Genomic DNA, 19,978 nt, shown 5'->3' with positions numbered 1-19,978 from the left:
CCGGTCGGTCGGCCCGGCGACCGGGCGGTCCCGTTCCACCGGGGCGCCGGCGCAGGCCGAGGAGCTGGCGCAGGCCGAGGAGCCGGCGCAGGCCGCGGAGCGCGAATTCGTCGGCGCCTTCGCGGCCTGCCGTGGCTTCTCCCCTGCGGGCGCGCGGTTCTGATCATTTCTCAGATGAATTCGTTGCGCCCCGCGGGTGCGGCGGACTAGGCTCCGGGATGGATGGCGAGGGGGATTCACCAGTGATCTGCCCACGCCGGACTGCCGGCGCCGAAAGCGCACCGCAGATCGTCCCGGGGGGGAAGATGGCGGCCGAATTCCACCGGAATCCGATGCCGTGGAGAAATCACCGACATTCATTGATCTGATGGAATTCAGGCGCGCCCGGCGAGGGTGGATCCAGTTCCATTCGCATGCGATCAAACCGCCGGAAGGCCGATTCTCCGGGCCTGTCCCGGCAACTGCCCGCCCGGCAACGGAGCCGGCCCCGGGGCAGCGGTTCCCAGCACACAATCCAGCCCGGCCCTCCGGCCGGGCGCGCACGCAAGGGGGAGGGTCGGCCCGGTGAGTATCCCCGAGGGTCCGATGGTGGCCGAGACGGACGTCGCGATCGTCGGTATGGCGGGGCGTTTCCCCGGCGCCGACGACGTGGAGTCCTTCTGGCGCCTGCTCAGCGAAGGCCGGGAGGGCATCACCAGGTTCACCCGTGAGGAGCTGGCCCGGGCCGGGGTGCCCGCCGCCCTGTCGGGCGACCCCGACTACGTCCCCGCGCACGGAGTGATCCCGGACGTCGACCTCTTCGACACCGGGTACTTCGAACTGACGCCTTCGGAGGCGGAGTTCATCGACCCTCAGCACCGCGTCCTGCTGACGGTCGGTCATGCGGCGCTGGAGAACGCCGGATACGACCCGAGCCGCTACGGCGGCCTGATCAGCGTGTACGCCGGTGCGGCGATCAACACCTACCTCCAGCAGCAGGTGCTGCCCAACGTCGACCAGACCACCACCTCCAAGCACTTCTCGGTGATGGTCGGCAACGACAAGGACTTCCTCGCGACCCGCCTGTCGTACAAGCTCGACCTCAAGGGCCCCAGCTACAACGTCCAGACGGCCTGTTCCACCTCGCTGGTCGCCATCCACCTCGCCTGCCAGGGGCTCGTCAACGGCGAGTGCGACCTGGCTCTGGCCGGCGGCGTGACCGTCAAGCTGCCGCAGGAGAAGGGCTACCTCTACGAGGAGGGCGCCATCCTGTCCAAGGACGGGCACGTGCGCACCTTCGACGCCGACGCCAGCGGCACCGTGCTCGGCAACGGCGTCGGCGTGGTCGTCCTCAAGCTCCTGCGCGACGCCATCGCCGACCGCGACACCGTCCACGCCGTCATCAAGGGCACGGCGACCAACAACGACGGCTCCGGCAAGGTCAGTTTCGCCGCCCCCAGCGCAGCCGGGCAGACCGCGGTGATCCGGGAGGCGCACGCGGTCTCCGGTGTCGACCCGCGTTCGATCAGCTACGTCGAGGCCCACGGCACCGCCACCCGGCTGGGCGACCCGGTCGAGGTCTCCGCGCTCACCAAGGCCTTCCGGGCGGCCACCCCCGACACCGGCTTCTGCGCGATCGGCTCGGTGAAGTCCAACATCGGTCACCTCGACGCCGCCGCCGGCGTGGCCGGGGTGATCAAGACCGCGCTGATGATGAAGCACCGCACCCTGGTGCCCACCCTCAACCACCGCACCGACAACCCGGCCATCGACTTCGCGTCGGGACCGTTCAAGGTCAGCGGCGCCACCGCGCCCTGGACCGCCGACGGGCCGCTGCGCGCCGGAGTCAGCTCCTTCGGCATCGGCGGCACCAACGCCCACGCCGTGCTGGAGGAGGCCCCGCCCGCCCCGCTCACCGGGCCCTCCCGCCCCGAGCAGGTGCTGGTCGTCTCGGCGCGCACCGCGACCGCCCTGCGCGCCGCCGCCGACCGGCTGGCCGACCACCTCGACGCGGACGAGAACGCCGAGGCCGCCGGACTCGCCGACGTCGCCTACACCCTGGCCGTCGGCCGGCGGGCTCACGAGCACCGGCTCGCCGTCACCGGCGGCGACCGCGCCGCACTCGCCCGCGCCCTGCGTGCCGCGGAACCGACCGGTCCGGCCGGCACCGGCGAACTGTCCTTCGTCTTCGCCGAGCGGATCGCCGACGCCACGGCGCTCGCCGAGCGCTGGGCCGCCGTCGAGCCGGACTTCGCCGAGCAGTACGCGGCGGCCCTCGCGGCCGGCGCCGCCGACCACGGCGAGCGCGGCCAGGCCTTCGCGCTGCAGTACGCGCTCGGCCGGCTCTGGCTCGGATGGGGGCTGCGCCCCGTCGCGATCCACGGCGACGGCGCCGCCGCGCTGGCCGGCGCCTGCGTCACCGGGGCGCTCACCCTGGCCGACGGCGCCGCCGCGTTGGCCGACGGACCTTCGGCCGCGGACGCCCCGAAGCCCGGGCAGGCCAAGGCCCGTGGCTCCCGGATCACCCTGCGCGGCGCCCAGGAGGAGGCCCGCGGCCTCGTGGTGGGCGTCTCCGACGGGCCGTGGCACGCCGTCGCCCGGGCCTGGCAGGCCGGCGTCGAGGTCGACTGGGAGGCCTGGTTCGCCGCCGAGGAACGCGGCCGGGTGCCGCTGCCGACCTACCCCTTCGAGGGCCGCCGGGTCTGGATGACCGCGCCCGACCGTCCGGCCGCCCCCGCCGTCGCCGCGGCGGGCCCGCACCCGATGCTGGACGAGAACGTCTCCACCCTCGACACCCTCGCCTACCGCAGCAGCCGCACGGGCGACGAGTTCTACCTGGCCGACCACCGGGTCGCCGGCGCGCCCGTGATGCCCGCGGTCGGCTACCTGGAGCTGGCCCGCGCCGCCGGCGAGCTGTCCACCGGTGCCCCGGTACGGCTGCGCGGTGTCTCCTTCGAGCAGCTGCTCTCCTACGCGGACGGGCCGCGCACCGCGACCGTCGAGCTCTGGCGCGACGGCGACTCGGTCGGCTTTGAAGTCACCGCCGACGACACCGTTCACGCCCTCGGGGAGCTGCACCCCGCGCCCGCCGAGCCGGCTGCCCCGGTCGACCTGGCCTCGATCGCCGAGCGCTGCGCCGAGGCCGTCGCCCACCAGGACTGCTACACCGAACTGCGCTCCCGCGGCCTCGACTACGGCCCCCGGATGCGGGCCCTGGCCGAGATGGCGCTCGGCGAGGACGAGGCCCTGGGCCTGCTGGAGCCGCCCGAGGGCGCGGCCCTGGACGGCGCGCTGCTCAACCCCGCGCTGCTCGACGGCGCCCTGCACGCCCTGGTGGTGCTGCTCGGCCGCCGCTACGGCCCGGCCGCCGCCGGTTTCCTGCCGCTGGCTCTCGGCGAGCTGACCGTCCACGCCCCGGTCACCGGGTCCTGCTGGGTTCACGTCGCCCTCGGCCGGACCACCGAGCGCTCCGCGACGGCCGAACTGACCCTGCTGGACTCCGACGGGCGGGTGCTGGCCCGGCTGACCGACCTCGCCGTCCGCGTGCTGACCGGTGCGGGCGAGACCGCCGCTCTGCTGGCCCGGCGCTGGGCCGACGCCCCCGTCGAGCAGGACCGCGCGGCCGCGCCGGGTGCCGTCACCGTCGTCGCCGCGACCGAGGCCCGCCGGACCGAACTGGCCGCGCTGCTCACCGCCCTCGGCGCCGAACCGGTCACCGCCGCGGCCGCCGACACCGCGGAGCCTGACGTCACCACCACACTCGTGGTGGACGAGCCGGAGCCCGAGCAGGCCCTGCGCCTGGTCCAGGGGCTGCTGAGGGCCAGGCCGACCGCGCCGGTCCGCGTCCTGCTGCTCCACCGTCACGAACCGGACGGCGCCCGCCCCGAGCGCGCCGCCCTGGCCGCCTTCGCCCGCAGTGTCCGGGCGGAGAACCCGCTGCTCGCCCTCCAGGCCGTGGGCCTCGCCGAGGGCGTCGACGAGGCCGCCGCCCTCGCCGCGGAGCTGGCCGGGCCCGGCCGCGACGCCGAGGTCCGGCACACCACCGCCGGCCGCCAGGTGCCGCAGGCCGTCCCCGCCGAGACCGCCGCTCCGGTGGCCGTCCGCGACGGCGGAACCTACGTGGTCACCGGCGGCGCCGGCGGCCTCGGCCGGGCCGTCGCGAGCCGGCTGCTGGAGCGGGCCGACGCGCGGGTGGTCCTGCTGGGCCGCAGCGCGGAGCCCGCCGCCGGGCTGGACGAGCGGGTGGCCTACCGGGTGGCCGATGTCGCCGACGCCGAGGCGCTGGCCGCCCGACTGGCCGCGGTGCGCGAGGAGTTCGGGCCGATCAACGGGGTCGTGCACGCGGCCGGCGTGCTGCGCGACGGCTTCGCCCTCGGCAAGGCGGCGGAGGACTTCGCCGCCGTCCTGGCGCCCAAGGTCGCCGGGTTGCAGGCCCTGGTGGCCGCCACCGCCGAGGACCCGCTGGACTTCTTCGTCGCCTTCTCCTCCATCGCCGCCCACATCGGCAGCGCCGGGCAGACGGACTACGCCTACGCCAACGCCTATCTGGAGGCGGCCGCCGAGCGCCACCCGGGCCTGACCGCGATCGCCTGGCCGATGTGGGCCGAGGGCGGGATGCGCCAGAGCGACGAGGCCGCCGCCGAGATCGCCGACCGCACCGGCTTCGGTGTGCTGCCCACCGTCGTCGGACTGGACCTGCTGGACCGGGCCCTCGGTACGCCCGGCCCGCTGGTGGCCGCCTACGGCGACGTCGCCAGGATCACCGCCGCCATCGGCGCGCCGGCCGCCGCGCCCGCCCCGGCCGCCGGCACCGCGGCCACCGCCGACGCCGTCGCCGGGTCGCACGCCGACGCCATGGCCCTGCTGCGCGAGCTGATCGCCGCCCAGACCGGCCTGGCGGCCGAGGAACTCGCCGAGGACGTGCCGTTCGACCGCTACGGCATCGACTCCCTGATGATCACCCGGCTCAACCGGGAGCTGGAGCGCCGCTTCGACGGCCTCTCCAAGACGCTGTTCTTCGAGTACGCCAACCTCGGCGAGCTGGCCGGGTACTTCGCCGAGCACCACGCGGCCGAGCTGCTCGGCACCGAGCCCGAGACCGCCGTGCCGCAGCCGCACGGCGGGCCGCGCCCCGCCCGGCCCGCCGTCGAGCGCACCGCCCGGACTGTCCGCCGCCCCGCCCGGACCGAGGCCGTCCCCGAGCACGAACGGGACGAGGCGGTGGCGATCATCGGACTGGCCGGCCGCTACCCGATGGCCGACGACGTCGAGGAGTTCTGGACCAACCTGCTGGAGGGCCGCGACTGCGTCACCGAGATCCCCGAGGACCGCTGGGACCGCGACCGCTGGTACGACGCCGATCCGGCCACCCCCGGGCGCGCCCACACCCGCTGGGGCGGATTCCTGCGCGACGTCGACCGCTTCGACCCGCTGTTCTTCGGCATCTCCCCCCGCCAGGCCGAACTGATGGACCCGCAGGAGCGGCTCTTCCTGCAGAACGCCTGGCACGTCCTGGAGGACGCCGGCTACCGGCGCGCCGACCTGGCCGGCCAGCCGGTCGGCGTCTACGTCGGCGTGATGTACGGCGAGTACCAGTTCCACGGCGCCCTGGACGCCCTTCGCGGCGGCCGCCCGCTCACCGGTTCCTCGTTCGCCACCATCGCCAACCGGGTCTCCTACGCGCTCGACCTCTCCGGCCCGAGCCTGGCGCTGGACACGATGTGCTCCTCCTCGCTCACCGCCATCCACCTGGCCTGCGAGTCGCTGCGCCGGGGCGAGAGCGAACTCGCCATCGCCGGCGGCGTCAACGTCTCCGTCCACCCGTACAAGTACGCCTTCCTCAGCCAGGGCCGCTTCCTCTCCTCCGACGGCCGCTGCCGCGCCTTCGGAGCGGGCGGCGACGGCTACGTGCCCGGCGAGGGCGTCGGCGCCGTCCTGCTGAAGCCCTACCGGCGGGCGCTGGCCGACGGCGACCGCATCCACGGCGTCATCCTCGGCAGCGCGGTCAACCACGGCGCCCGGACCAACGGCTACACCGTGCCCAGCCCGCACGCGCAACAGCGGGCGATCACCGAGGCGATGGCGCGGGCCGGCGTCGAGCCGCAGGACATCGGCTACGTCGAGGCGCACGGCACCGGCACCTCGCTCGGCGACCCGATCGAGCTGACCGGCCTCACCAACGCCTACCGCTCGGCGGCCGCCGAGCCCGGCCGGTGGCCGATCGGCTCCGTCAAGTCCAACGTCGGGCACCTGGAGTCGGCCGCCGGCATGGCCGGGCTGACCAAGGTGCTGCTCCAGTTCGCCCACCGCACCCTGGTGCCCTCACTGCACTCCGCCGAGCTCAACCCCAACATCGACTTCGACCGCTCGCCGTTCCGGGTCCAGCGCGAACTGTCCGCCTGGCCCGACGGCGACCGGCCGCGCCGGGCCGGCCTCAGCTCCTTCGGCGCCGGCGGCGCCAATGCCCATCTGGTGCTGGAGGAGTCCCCGAGCGCCGACCCGACCGACCCCCTCCCGGCAGGTGAGCAGCACACCGTGGAACCCGTCCTGTTCCTGCTCTCCGCCCGCGACCAGGAGCGGCTGCGCGCCTACGCCGACCGCGCCGCGCACTTCGTGGCGACCGAGCACGTCCCGCTCGCCGACCTCTGCTACACCAGCCAGGTCGGCCGCGAGGCGTTCGAGGCGCGGCTCGCCGTCCTCGCCGCCGACGGTGCCGAACTGCTCGCCGCGCTGCGGGCGTTCGCCGACGGTGGAGCGGTGCCCGAGGTCGTCGGCGGCGGCCCGCTGGGCGAACACGCCCGCCGCTGGCTGGCCGGCGCCGACGTCGACTGGGCCGCCTGGCACGCCTCCCGCTCCGGCCCGGCACCGCGCCGGGTCCGCGCCCCGCGCTACCCGTTCGCCGAGGAGCGCTACTGGATCCCGCTCGACCCGGACCTCGGCGACGGTGCGCCGCACCCGCTGGTGGACGCCAACGAGTCCACGGTCCGCGAGTCGCGCTTCCGCAAGACCCTGCGCGCCGGCGACCCGCTGCTGCGCGACCACGTCATCGGAGGCCGTCCGCTGCTGGCCGGCGCCGCCACCCTGGCGTTCGTCCGGGCCGCCGCCGGCCTGGCCGAGCCGGGCGTGCGGCACAGTCTGCGCGAGGTGGTCCTCGGCCGGGCGATCGAGCTGCCGCAGGGCGAACTGGCCCTCTACGCGGCCTTCCGCCCGGAGGACGCCGCGCTCGCCTTCGAGGTCTACAGCGAGGGCCCGGACGGCCGGACCACCCACGCCCGGGGCATCGCCGCGCCCGCCGCCGACGGTGGACAGCCCGCCGCCGACCTCGCCGCGCTGCGCGCCGCCCTGCCGGCGGTGCGCGAGCGGGCCGGGGTCTACGCCGACTACCGGGCTGCCGGCTTCGGCTACGGGCCGTCCTTCCAGGTCGTCGAGGAGGTTCGCAGCGGGGCCGGCCAGGCGCTGTTGAAGCTCACCGGCGAGGCCGGCACGGAGCTGCCCCCCGCGTTGCTCGACGGCGCCCTGCGGGCCTGCCACTGGGCCGGACGCGACACCGCACCGACCCCCGGCGAGCTGGCCGTCCCGTTCAGCCTCGGCGCGCTGGAGCTGTACGGGCCGCTGACCGCCGTCTGCTGGGCGCACGCCCGGCTGGTGGGGGAGTCGGGCGGGGTGCGCCGCTTCGACCTGACCGTTTACGACGAGCAGGGGCGGGTGCTGGCGGTACTGAAGGACTTCGCCGGCCGACTGCCGAGCGCAGCTCCGGCCCCGGTCGCCGCGCTGCCCGCTGCCGGGACCACGCCGGCCACCGTCGCGGCCCCCGCCACCGTGTCGGCCCGGATCGACGCGTCGGCGGCAGCCGACGGAGAGGTCCGCCTCTACGAGCCGTACTGGCGTGCGGCCGCAGAGCCCGAGGCCGGCCCCGTCGCCGGGACGCTCGCCCTGCTGGGCGGCACCCACGAGTTGGCGGACGCGCTGCGCGCCACCGGGACGTGGCGCCGGGTGGTCGCCCTCGCCGAGGAGGCCGACGGCCTCGCGGAGTACGCCGACCAGGGCGGCCTGGACCTGCTGCTCCCCGCGGGTCTCACCGGGGTCGGCCCCGCCGACGCCGAGCCCGACCCCGCCACCCTGGAGCGACTCGGCTTCGTCCTGCTCGGCCTGGTCCGGGCGGTGGCCGCCGACGAACTCCCCGGCCGCGTCCGCTGCCTGCTGCTCCACCCGCAGGAGGACGGCGCCGACCGCCCCGAACTCGGCGCCCTGACCGCCTTCGGACGCTCCACCGCTGCCGTCGCCCCGCGCCTGGAACTGCTGACCCTGGGCGTGCCGGGGCACACTCCGGCCGCCGGACTCGCGGCGGCCGCCGCGGCCGAACTGGCTGCCGCGCCGCGCGTCGGCGGGCTGGAGGTGCGCCGCGCCGCCGACGGCCGGCGCGAGGTCCGCGTCCTGCGCCGGGCCGAGGACGTCGCCCCGACGAGCGGCCAGGTGCTGCGCGAGGGCGGGGTCTACCTGCTCACCGGCGGCGGCGGCGCCATCGGCCGGGTGCTCGCCGAGCACCTGGCCCGGACCCACCGGGCCCGCCTGGTGCTGGTCGGCCGTTCCGAGCCGGACGCCGGGCAGCTGGCCTGGCACGACAGCCTGACCGCCCTCGGCGCGCAGGTGCTCGCCGTCCGCGCCGACGTGGCGGACGTCGGGAAGCTGGAAGCCGCGCTTGACACGGCGCGGGAGCGCTTCGGCGCCCTGCACGGGGTGTTCCACCTGGCCGGGGTCGCCGACGACGGCCTGGCCACGGACGGTGACCGCGAGCGCTTCGCGCGGGTGCTGGCCGCCAAGACCCGCGGCCTGGTCCACCTGGACCGGCTGACCCGCGACGACGCCCTCGACCTGTTCGTGGTCTTCTCCTCGATCTCCTCCCTGGTCGGCGACTTCGGCGCGGCCGCGTACGCCACGGCGAATCGTTTCGCCGACCTCTTCGTCCTGCGGCGCGCGGCCCAGGTGCGCAGCGGCGCCCGCCACGGCCGCAGCCTCTCGTTGGACTGGCCGCTCTGGGCGGTCGGCGGCGTCGACGGGCTGGTCCGGGAGCAGGAGCTGGCCGCCTACGCCCGGCGCACCGGGATGCGCGCCCTCACCGCCGCGCAGGGCCTGGCCGCGTTCGAGCGCGCGCTGGCCCTCGGCGCTCCCTGGCTGCTCCCGGCCTGGGGCGAACCGGCCGTCCTCGACGCCGCCCTGCTGGCGGCCGAACCGGCCGGGACCACGCCCGCCCCGGCCGCGGCGAAACCGACCGGTGCGACGCCGGCCGGGGCGAAGCCGGCCGGTGCGACGGTGGACGGTCGGCGCGCCCGGCTGGTCGAGCACCTGAGCGGAGTGCTCTCCGGGGTGCTCAAGCTGCCCGCCGGACGCTTGGACAGCCGAGTCGCGCTGGACGACTACGGCCTGGACTCGGTGCTGGTGATGGAGTCCAACGGCCTGCTCGGCAAGGACTTCCCGGGCCTGCGCGGCACGGTGTTCTTCGAATGCCGGACGGTGGACGAACTCGCCGACCACGTGCTCGCCGAGCACCCGGACGCGGTGGCGCGGCTCTTCCCCGAGGCCCCCGCCCCCGCCCCCGCCCCCGCCCCCGCCCCCGTTCCGGCTCCGGCCGTGCCACAGCCGGCCCGGCCCGGCACCGGCCCCGAGGCTGAGGTCCGGACACCGGTTCCGGCCCGCAGGGAGCCGGCCGAGGACGAACCGATCGCCGTCATCGGAATCAGCGGCCGCTACCCTCAGGCCCGGAACCTGGACGAGTTCTGGCGCAACCTGGCCGCCGGCCGGGACTGCGTGACCGAGGTGCCCGCCGACCGCTGGGACGCCGAGGCGCTGTTCGACACCGACCCCACCGCGCCCGGCCGCAGCTACAGCCGCTGGGGCGGCTTCCTGTCGGACGTGGACGCCTTCGACTCGCTGTTCTTCCAGATCTCGCCGATGCAGGCCCGCACCATGGACCCCCAGGAGCGGCTGTTCCTGGAGACGGCCTGGTCGGCCCTGGAGAACGCCGGCTACCCCCCGTCCCGCATCCCCGCGCCGCGCTTCGGCGGCCAGGGCCACGACGTGGGCGTGTTCGTCGGCGTCATGTGGGACGACTACGCCGTCCTGGCGGCCACCGAGTCCGCGCGCGGCAACCACCAGGTGGTGCTGGCCAACCGCTCCTCGATCGCCAACCAGGTCTCGTACTTCGGTGACTTCCGCGGCCCCAGCGTGGTGGTCGACACCGCCTGCTCGGCCTCCCTGGTGGCCCTGCACCAGGCCTGCGAGAGCATCCGCCGGGGCGAGTGCTCCTACGCCCTCGCGGGCGGCGTCAACGTCGCCGTGCACCCGGACAAGTACGTCCACCTCAGCCGCAAGACCATGCTGTCGGCCGACGGCCGCTGCCGGGCCTTCGGCGCGGACGGCAGCGGCTACGTACCGGGCGAGGGCGTCGGCGCGGTGCTGCTCAAGCGGCTCTCGGAGGCCGTCCGGGACGGCGACACCGTGCACGCGGTGATCCGCGCGACCGCCGTCAACCACGGCGGTCGCACCAGCGGCTACACCGTCCCCAACCCGCACGCCCAGCAGGCCCTGGTGGAACAGGCGCTGGCCGCCGCCGGAGTGGACGCCCGCACGATCGGCTGCGTCGAGGCGCACGGTACCGGCACCTCGCTGGGCGACCCGATCGAGCACACCGCGCTGGCCCAGGCCTTCCGCAGGCACACCGCGGACACCGGCTTCTGCGCGCTGGGCTCGGTCAAGTCGGCCATCGGCCACCTGGAGGGCGCGGCCGGCATCGCCGGGTTCACCAAGGCCGTGCTCCAGTTGCGGCACGGCACCCTGCTGCCCACGCTGCACGCCGAGACGCTCAACCCGAACATCGACTTCACCCGCTCGCCGTTCACCGTCCAGCGCGAGACCGCGCCCTGGCCGCAGCCGTACGACGCCGAGGGCCGCCCGCAGCCGCGCCGCGCCGCAGTCAGCTCCTTCGGCGCCGGCGGGACCAACGCGCACGTGATCCTGGAGGAGTACGTCGCACCCGGGACGGACGCACAGGTGGCCGGGCCGGAGCTGATCCTGCTCTCCGCCCGCGACGAGCGACGGCTGCGCGCCTACGCGGCCGAGCTGGCGGTGGCGCTGGCCGACCCGGCGGCGCCGCGGCTCGCCGACGTCGCCTACACCCTGCGGGTGGGCCGGGAGCCGATGGCCGAGCGGCTGGCGTTCGTCGCCGCCGACCTCGCCGAGGCCGCCGAGCGGCTGGCCGCCGTCGGCCGTGGCGAGGAGGGCCGGTGGCTGCACCGGGGCAACGTCCGTCAGCACCCGCCGCTGGCCGACCTGTTCACCATGAGCGTCGGCGGGCGGGACTTCCTGACCGCCCAGGTGCTGGCCGGTGACGACGACCTGCTGGCCCGGCTCTGGGTCTCCGGCATCACCCTCGACTGGGACGTGGTGCACAAGGCCCGGGCGAGCGAGCGGCGTCGGGTGCCGCTGCCGACCTACCCGTTCGAGCGGGTGCGCCACTGGCTGGACCTCACGGCCGCTCCGGCTCCCGTCACCCCCACCGCCCCGCCGCAGGCCGGACCCTGGCGCCGCACGCTGTCGGCGGACGCCCCGGTGCTGCGCGACCACGTGGTGGCCGGCCGCCCGATCCTGCCGGGCGTCGGACACCTGGACCTGGTCGCCGAAGCCCTCGGCGGGCTGGCCGGCCGGGCACTGGCCGACGTGCGCTGGATCGCCCCGCTGGCCGTCGACGGCGCCGAGGCGACCGTCGCGGTCCGCTTCGACGGCGACCGCTACGAGCTCCTCGGCGAGGACGGCTCGCTGCGCTCCTGCGGCCGCCTGGACACCGCCCCGGCCGCCCCGCCCGCCGTCGACCTCGCCACGCTGCGCTCCACCCTGGAGGCCGGTCCCGACCGGGCCGCCTTCTACCGCCTGCTGGAGGGGCAGGGCCTGGCGTACGGCCCGTTCTTCCGCCGGGTCGACCAGGTGTGGACCGGCACCGACCGGGTGCTCGGCCGGATCGGCGCCGTCGCCGTCGAGGCCGCCCACCCGCTGCACCCGGGAGTGCTGGACGCCGCCCTGCACACCGTCGCCGCGCTGCTGGTGCGCCGGCGGGGGCCGCTGGCCCGGCCGATGCTGCCGTTCGCGGTGGACCGGGTGGAGGTCTTCGGCCCGGTGCCGGCCACCGGCTGGTCGGACGTCCGTGAGACCGGCGCCGACCGCTGCGACGTCCTGCTGCTCGACGAGGACGGCGCCGTCCGGGTGCGCTTCACCGGCCTGACGTACCGCGAGGCGAAGCCCGCCACCGTGACCGGCTACCGCCCGGTCTGGACCGCGAGCCCCGCCGAGGGCACGGCCGCGCCCGCCCGCCGCGTCCTGCTGGTCGGCGAGCGGCCGGACGCCGAGCCGGCCGTCGGCCTCGCCCTGGCTCACCGGGACGCCCTGCTGCGCCGGCTGCCGATCGGCCCCGGCGGTCTGACGGACGCCGAGCTGGACCGCGCCCTCACCGAGGACGGCGGACCGGACCTGGTGTACTTCCTCGGCACCGGGCCGCAGCAGCAGCCCGCCGACCGGGCCGCCGTGCGCGCCCTGATGGACCGCGGGGTGATCTCGCTCTACCGCCTGGTGCGCGCCCTGGACCGACACGGCCTGCTGGAGCGGGAACTGCGGCTGAAGGTCGTCACCACCGACGTCCACCCGCTGGAGGCCGGCGACGACTCGGGCCCCTGGCCGGCGACCCTGGCCGGGCTGGCGACCGTGGTCGGCAAGGAGTACCCGACGCTACGGGTCTCGCTGGTCGACGTGCGCTCCGCCGAGGCCGCCGAGGTGGCCGGCGCGGTGGCGGCCGAGCCCTTCCCGGCCCGCACGGTGCCGGTCTCGCTGCGGGCGGGCGTGCGCCGGGTGCGGACCCTGGAGCAGGTCGAACTACCGCTCACCGGTACCCGGTTCCGCCGGGGCGGCGTGTACCTGGTGATCGGCGGCCTGGGGGCCGTCGGCCGCGACACCTGCCGCCACCTGGCCGAGACGTACCGGGCGAAGCTGGTCGTGGTCGGCCGCTCCCCGCTGGACGAGCGGAGCCGCGGGACGCTGGCCGAGCTGACCGCGCTCGGTGCCGAGGTCCGCCACCTCGCGCTGGACGCCACCGACCCGGCCGCGCTGGGCGAGGCGATCGCCCTGGCCAAGCGGGAGTTCGGTGCCCTGCACGGGGTGGTCAACGCCGCGATGGTGCTGGTCAACAAGGTCGTCCGGGAGCTGCCGGAAGCGGAGCTGCGCGCGGCGCTGGAGTCCAAGACCGACGCCGCCTGGAGCCTGCTGCACGCGGTGCGGCAGGAGCCGCTGGACTTCGTGCTGTTCTACTCCTCAGGGGTCAGCTTCGAGGGCAACCACGGCCAGGCCGGCTACGCGGCCGGCTGTACCTTCGCCGACGCCTACGCCCTGCACGCCGCGCGCACCCTGCCCTTCCCGGTCCGGGTGCTCAACCTCGGCTACTGGCACGCGGGCGGCGACGCCGGGCGCGAGCGGGTGCTGCGCCGTTTCGAGGCGGCCGGCATCCGGCCGATGTCCGCCGAGCGGGGGATGGGCGTGGTCGAGCGGATGCTCTCCGGCGACCTCCCGCAACTGCTGGCCCTGGACGCCGACCGGCACATCCTGGACAACCTGGGCGTCGTGCCGGACCGCACCCTGGCCGTGCTGCCGGGCGCCGTGCCGACGGTGCTGCCCGAGGTCCGCACCCGACAGGAGTCCGGCACCGACCGTGAACTGATGACCCATCAGGCAGCGGTGGCCGAGCTTGAGGAGCTCGCGGTCCGGCTGCTGGCGGCGTCCCTGCACCGCCTCGGCGTGTTCGAGCAGCCCGAGCTCCGTCACGACCGCGCCGTCCTGGCCGCCCGCCTCGGCGTGGTGGCCGAGCACGCCGCGCTGTTCCAGGTGCAGCTGGACATCCTGGCCGCCGCAGGACTGCTCAAGGCCGAGGGCGGCTGGGTGCAGTCGGTCGGTCCGGCGGTCGAACCGCAGGAGCTGCTCGACCGCGAGACCGACGGGCTGATCAGCCGTCACCCCGGCGTCGCGCCGGTGGCCGCGCTGCTGCGGGACTGCCTGGCGGCGCTGCCCGAGGTGCTCACCGGCCGGCGCGGCGCGATGGAGGTGCTGTTCCCCGACGGTTCCTCCGAACGCGTGGCCGCCGTCTACCGGGGCGACCCGGTCACCGACCGCTGCAACGCCGAGGTGGCCCGCCTGGTCGTCGAGCAGGTCGAGGCCCGGCTGGCCGCCGAGCCCGGCTGCCGGGTGCGGATCCTGGAGGTCGGCTCCGGCACGGGCGGCACCAGCGCGACGGTCCTCGCGGCGCTCGCGCCGTACGCGGACTCGGTCGAGTACGTGTTCACCGACCTCTCCCCGGCCTTCGTCCGCAAGGGCCGCGCCCGGTTCGGCGCGGGCCACCCGTTCGCCCGCTTCGAGGTCCTGGACGTCGAGGCCGACCTGGCGGCCCAGGGCGCGGCGATCGGCAGCTACGACGTGGTCCTCGGCACCAACGTCCTGCACGCCACCAGGTCGCTGGCCACGACCCTGGGCCAGGCCAAGCTGCTGCTGCGCCGCGGCGGCGTGCTGCTGGCCGTCGAGGGCACCCGGCCCCGGCACCAGCTGGCGCTGATCTTCGGCCTCACCACCGGCTGGTGGCTGTTCGAGGACGCCGGGCAGCGGATGCCCGGCTCGCCGCTGGCGAGCGAGCGGCAGTGGCGCGACGTACTGGCGGGCAGCGGCTTCCGGGACATCAGCGTGGGCTCGCCCACCACGGAGGCCGGGCCGGCCCACCAGAGCGTGATCGCGGCGGTCAGCGACGGCCTGCTGCCGGCGCCCGGTAGGGCCACGGCCACGGCCACGGCCCCAGCTGCGCCCGCGTCCGCGGCCGCCCCGGTCTCCGCCCCCGCCGTCGAACCGGCACCGGCACCGGCACCGTCCGCCCTGCCGGTCGGGGACGACGCGCTGGAGCAGGTGACCGCCGTCTTCGCCCGGGTGCTGGAGATGGCGCCCGGGCAGCTGGACCCCGACCTCACCTTCGAGAACTACGGTGTCGACTCACTCGTGGTGCTCGAACTGACCCGGGGCCTGGAGGCCGTCTACGGACCGCAGCCCGCGACCCTGCTGTTCGAGCGGATCACCATCCGCCGGCTGGCCGAGCACTTCGGTGCCGCCCGGCCCGCAGCGGCCGCCCCGGTGGCACCGGAGCCCCCCGCGCCGGCGGCGCCGCAGGCTCCGGGCGGCGAGGCCGAGCGCCTCGTCGCGGGACTGTCCGACGCAGCCGTCGAGGAGCTGCTCGCCGAACTGCTCTCCCAGCGCGGGGAGTCCGAAGGAGGCGCACGATGACCGCCGAGCCGTTCAGCTGCGTGGTGGTGGGCGAGGAGGCCCTGCTGGTCGAGTGCACCCGCGTGCTGCTGGCGCGCGGGCACACGGTGGCCGCCGTGGTGTCCCCGTCCGCCGCGCTGACCGCCTGGGCGCAGGGTGAGGGTCTGACGGCCGTTCCGTTCGGCCCCGACCTCGCCGAGCGGCTCGCCCCGCTGCGCTTCGACTACCTGTTCAGCATCGCCAACCTGCGGATGCTGCCCGACAGCGTGCTCGCCCTGCCGAGCCGCCTGCCGGTCAACTTCCACGACGGGCCGCTGCCCCGGCACGCCGGGCTGTTCGCCACCAGCTGGGCCATTCTGGACGGCGACAAGCAGCACGGCGTCACCTGGCACGTGATGACCACCGAAGCCGACACCGGTGACCTGCTCAAGCAGCGGGAGGTGCCGGTCGACCCGGCCGCCACCGTCCACGACCTGGACGTCGCCTGCTTCGACGCCGGCGTCGAGTCCTTCACCGAGCTGGTCGACGAACTCGCCGCGGGCACCGCCGTGCGCACCCCGCAGGACCTGTCGCTGCGCACCTACCACGGCCGCTTCGACGGCCCGCCCCGCGGCGGCGTCTTCGACCTGCGCCGCCCGGCCGCCGAACTCGACGCGCTGGTGCGGGCCACCGCTTTCGGCCGGCGCCGCAACGACTTCGGCGTTCCGCTGCTGCCGCTCGGCGGACGCCTGCTGGCCGTCCAGGGCGTGGAGATCACCGACCGCCCCTCCACCGCCGACCCCGGCACGGTGGTCGACGCAGGCCCGGACGCCCTCACCGTCGCCACGGCCGACCGGGACCTGCGGCTGACCGCCCTGGCCGATCCGGAGGGGGAGCCGGTCGACCTGCCGGCCCTCGCCGACACCCTGGCCCGCGAGCACGGCGGTCGCTTCCCCGCACCCTCCGAGGCCGAGGTCGTCGAGCTGGCCGCCGCCGGGCGGGCCGCCCTCCGGCAGGAGGGCCGCTGGCTGCGCGTCCTCGAAACGCTGGAACCCGTCCTGCCGCCGCGCTTCGGCCGTCTCACCGCGCCCGCACGCCCGGCCGGCCCGGTGCCGCTGCCCGCTGCCCTGGCGGGTGAGGGCGACGCGCCGGAGCGCACGGCCGTGGCCGCCGTGCTGGCCTTCCTGGCCCGCCTGACCCGGGACGGCGAGCGGGACGTCGCGCTGCTCGCCGAACCCTCGCCGGTGCCCGGGCTGCTGGCCGCCGAGGTGCCACTGCGTGCCCCGGAAGGCCTGCTGGAGCACACCCTGGCGGAGCTGGCCGAGTCGGTCGGCGCCGAGCTGGCGACCCTGCGTGCCCGCTCCCCGTACCGGCGTGACCTGCTGCTGCGCCACCCCGCGCTGCCCGGCGTCGCCCGTGGCGGCCTTCCGGTGGCCGTCCGGCTGCCCGGCGCCGCGCCCCTGGACACCGGGCGCCCGCTGACGGTCGCGATCGACGAGCACGGCACGGTCTCCTTCGACGGCCTGCCGGCCGATCAGCTCGCTTGGCTGGCAGAGCACTTCGCCCTCCTGCTCGACGGCGCGGCGGCCGCCCCCGGGCAGCGGCTCGCCGCGCTGCCGCTGCTCACCGCCGAGGAGCGCGAGCTGCTGGACGGTCGCTGGAACGACACCGCCGAGGAGTACCCGCGCGAGCGCACCGTCAGCCGGCTGTTCGCCGACCTCGCCTGCGCCGCCCCGGCCGCGCCCGCGGTCCGGCACCTCGACCGCGAGCTGACCTACGCCGAACTGGACCAGGCCGCCGACCGGTTGGCCCACCGGCTGATCGAGCTGGGCGTCGGCCCCGGCGCCCTGGTGGGCGTCTACCTGGAGCGCTCCGTCGAACTGGTGACCGCCCTGCTGGCCGTCATGAAGAGCGGCGCGGCCTACGTCCCGATCGACCCGATCTACCCGCCCGCGCGGATCGGCCACATGCTGGACGACTCCGGCGCCCGGCTGGTCCTCACCGACGGGACCCTGGGCGCCGCCCTGGCGGACTTCCCGGTCACCCCCGTCCTGGTGGAGCCGGAGGCCCCCGGGGAGCCGGCCGTCGCGCCGATGGACCGCTCCACCCCGGACGCGCCCGCGTACGTGATCTACACCTCCGGCTCCACCGGCGTCCCCAAGGGCGTCCAGGTGGGCCACCGGGCGCTGGTCAACTTCCTCTGGACGATGGCCCGCAGGCCCGGCTTCGGCTCGCGGGACTCGCTGCTCGCCCTCACCACCGTCTGCTTCGACATCGCCGGGCTGGAGCTCTACCTCCCGCTGGTGCGCGGCGGCACGGTGGAGGTGCTGCCCGCCGCGGTCGCGGCCGACGGTTTCGCTCTGCGCGAGCGGGTCGAGCGGGCGGCGCCGACCGTGCTCCAGGCCACGCCCACCACCTGGCAGATGCTGATCGCCGCCGGCTGGGAGGGTGACCCGAAGCTGCGCGCGCTGTGCGGCGGCGAGCCGCTGCCCGCCGAGCTGGCCGATCGACTCGCGGACCGGGTCGGCGCGTTGTTCAACATGTACGGCCCGACCGAGACCACCATCTGGTCCACCGTGGACCGGGTCCGCCCCGGCGAGCCGGTCACCATCGGCCGCCCGATCGGCAACACCGGCTGCCACGTCCTCGACGAGCGCGGCGAGCCCGTCCCGCCCGGCGTCCCCGGCGAGCTGTACCTGTCCGGTGACGGCGTCGCCGACGGCTACCTCGGCCGGCCCGAGCTGACCGCCGAGCGCTTCGTGACCGCGCCCGCCGGGCGCGGCCGGGCCTACCGCACCGGCGACCTGGTGCGCCACCTGCCGGACGGACGCCTGGAGTACCTGGAGCGCATCGACGGACAGATCAAGCTCAACGGCTACCGGATCGAGCTCGGCGAGGTCGAGTCGGCGCTGCGCCGACTGCCCGGGGTGAGTGCCGCGGTCGCGGTCGTCCGCGAGGACCAGCCCGGCGAGCGCCGGATGGTGGCCTACGCGACCGGCACCGCGGAGCCGGCCGGCCCGGCCGAGCTGCGCGCGGCGCTGCGCGAGCGCCTGCCGGCGTACATGGTCCCCTCGGCCCTGGTGGTGCTGCCCGCGCTGCCGCTCACCCCGAACGGGAAGATCGACCGCAAGGCGCTGCCGAAGCCGGGCACGGCCCGGATCGCCGGCGGCGCGGCGGCCGTCCGCACCGACCTGGAGCGCGGCATCGCCGAGGTCTGGTGCGCGGTGCTCGGACTGGAGACCGTCGGCGCCGAGGACAACTTCTTCGACCTGGGCGGCGATTCGCTGCGACTCACCTCGGTGGTCGCCGCGCTGCGCGAGCGGCTGGGCCGCCCGGTCACCCGCCTGGACATGTTCGGGAACCCGACCGTCCGGGCCATGGCGGCGCACCTCACCGAGAACGCCGGGCCCGCCGCCGCCCCGCCGGCCGCTCAGCGGCGCGGGCGGGACGTCACGGCGCTGGCGCAGCGGCGTGGCCGCAGGAGGCGCGGATGACCGACGCCTCCCGTACCGCAAATCGATCCCAGACGGGTACCACAGGGGGTTCCGTGTCCAGCTGCAAGGTCTGCTCGCTCAAGGCCGACCACCCGGGCGTGGTCCTCGACGACCAGCAGGTGTGCAATCTCTGCAACCTGGACTTCGCCGAGGACCTGCTGAACAACTACCGCTACACCAACGAGGTGTTCACCGAGTTCCAGCAAGCCCCGCCGGCCTCCGGCGAGTTCGACTGCCTGTTCATGTACAGCGGCGGCAAGGACAGCACCTACATGCTGGACAAGTTCGTCAACGAGTACGACAAGCGGGTGCTCGCCTTCACCTTCGACGTGCCGTTCGAGAGCGTGCACGCGGCGCAGAACATCGCGCTGGCGCGGGAGAAGATCCCGGCCACGTTCGTGCTGGACGCCGACGACGACAACATCAAGCTGATGATGCGCGAGGTGTTCAACCGCCGCGCTCCCAAGAAGCCCGGCAAGTACCTGGACGAGAAGCTGCCGTGTGTCTCCTGCCGGACCTTCTTCGTGCTGCGGGCGATCCTGATGGCCTACCGCCAGAAGATCCCGTACATCGCGCTGTGCGCCGACCCGCAGCAGATCCTCACCATGGAGTCCAACGTCCGCGAGGTCGTCCGGGGGTTCTACAAGACCTTCGGCGAGCGGCTGACCGACACCCTCTTCGGCGGGCAGCTGGAGGAGCTGCTCTTCGACGAGGACGAGAACCTGCCGAAGATCGTCTTTCCGTTCATCGCGATGCGGCACGAGTACGACCCGGACCGGATCGTCGAGGAACTGCGCGCCAAGGGGCTGTACGAGTCCTCGCCGCTGGAGACCCACTGCACGCTCTTCCCGCTCCTGAACTACTACTCGTTCAAGAACTGGGACTGCATGTTCTACAAGCTCAACGCGGCGAGCCACGTGCGGTCGGTCAAACGCAACGCCGACTACGACCGCAACACCTTCAGCATCAAGTTCCCGCGCTCGCTGGACCTCGCCGACGTGGAGCAGCGCCTCGGCGAGGTCGTGATGGCGATCGCCGCCGACGAGGGCGAGAGGTCGGACCACGAGGCCGTGCTGGTGGACCTCTTCCAGCGGATGGACGCCTCGGAGGAAGCCGCCCGCTTCGTCGCCCAGACCTTCCTCGACATGCGCTCGGTCGCCGCCGATCTCGGCATCCGGCTCAGCTGAGACCTCACC

General features: G+C 75.3%; 3 protein-coding genes. All 3 read left to right on the top strand.

The genetic code is table 11. The features are described from left to right. Positions 1-564: 564 nt before the first annotated feature. The 3 genes from ACIRVF_RS20745 to ACIRVF_RS20735 are packed head-to-tail and all read left to right on the top strand — an operon-like array spanning position 565 to position 19,969. Positions 565-15,330 carry an SDR family NAD(P)-dependent oxidoreductase gene (locus ACIRVF_RS20745; protein ID WP_402819568.1) on the top strand — a complete coding sequence of 4,922 codons (14,766 nt, stop codon included), beginning with the start codon at positions 565-567 and terminating at the stop codon, positions 15,328-15,330. Beyond that, positions 15,327-18,782: an amino acid adenylation domain-containing protein gene (locus ACIRVF_RS20740; protein ID WP_402819565.1), complete on the top strand. Its 3,456-nt coding sequence runs from the start codon at positions 15,327-15,329 to the stop codon at positions 18,780-18,782. Before ACIRVF_RS20745 ends, ACIRVF_RS20740 begins: the two co-directional genes overlap by 4 nt. A gap of 53 nt (positions 18,783-18,835) precedes the next feature. Next, on the top strand, positions 18,836-19,969 hold the full coding sequence (locus ACIRVF_RS20735) for an OzmP (RefSeq protein WP_402819562.1): 1,134 nt from the start codon (positions 18,836-18,838) through the stop codon (positions 19,967-19,969). Positions 19,970-19,978 lie beyond the last annotated feature (9 nt).

The organism is Kitasatospora sp. NPDC101157, from assembly GCF_044768255.1.
In the GTDB taxonomy this organism is placed as follows: domain Bacteria; phylum Actinomycetota; class Actinomycetes; order Streptomycetales; family Streptomycetaceae; genus Kitasatospora.
The sequence above is the reverse complement of the archived record's forward strand: the minus strand, read 5'-3'. Positions and strand labels throughout refer to the sequence as shown.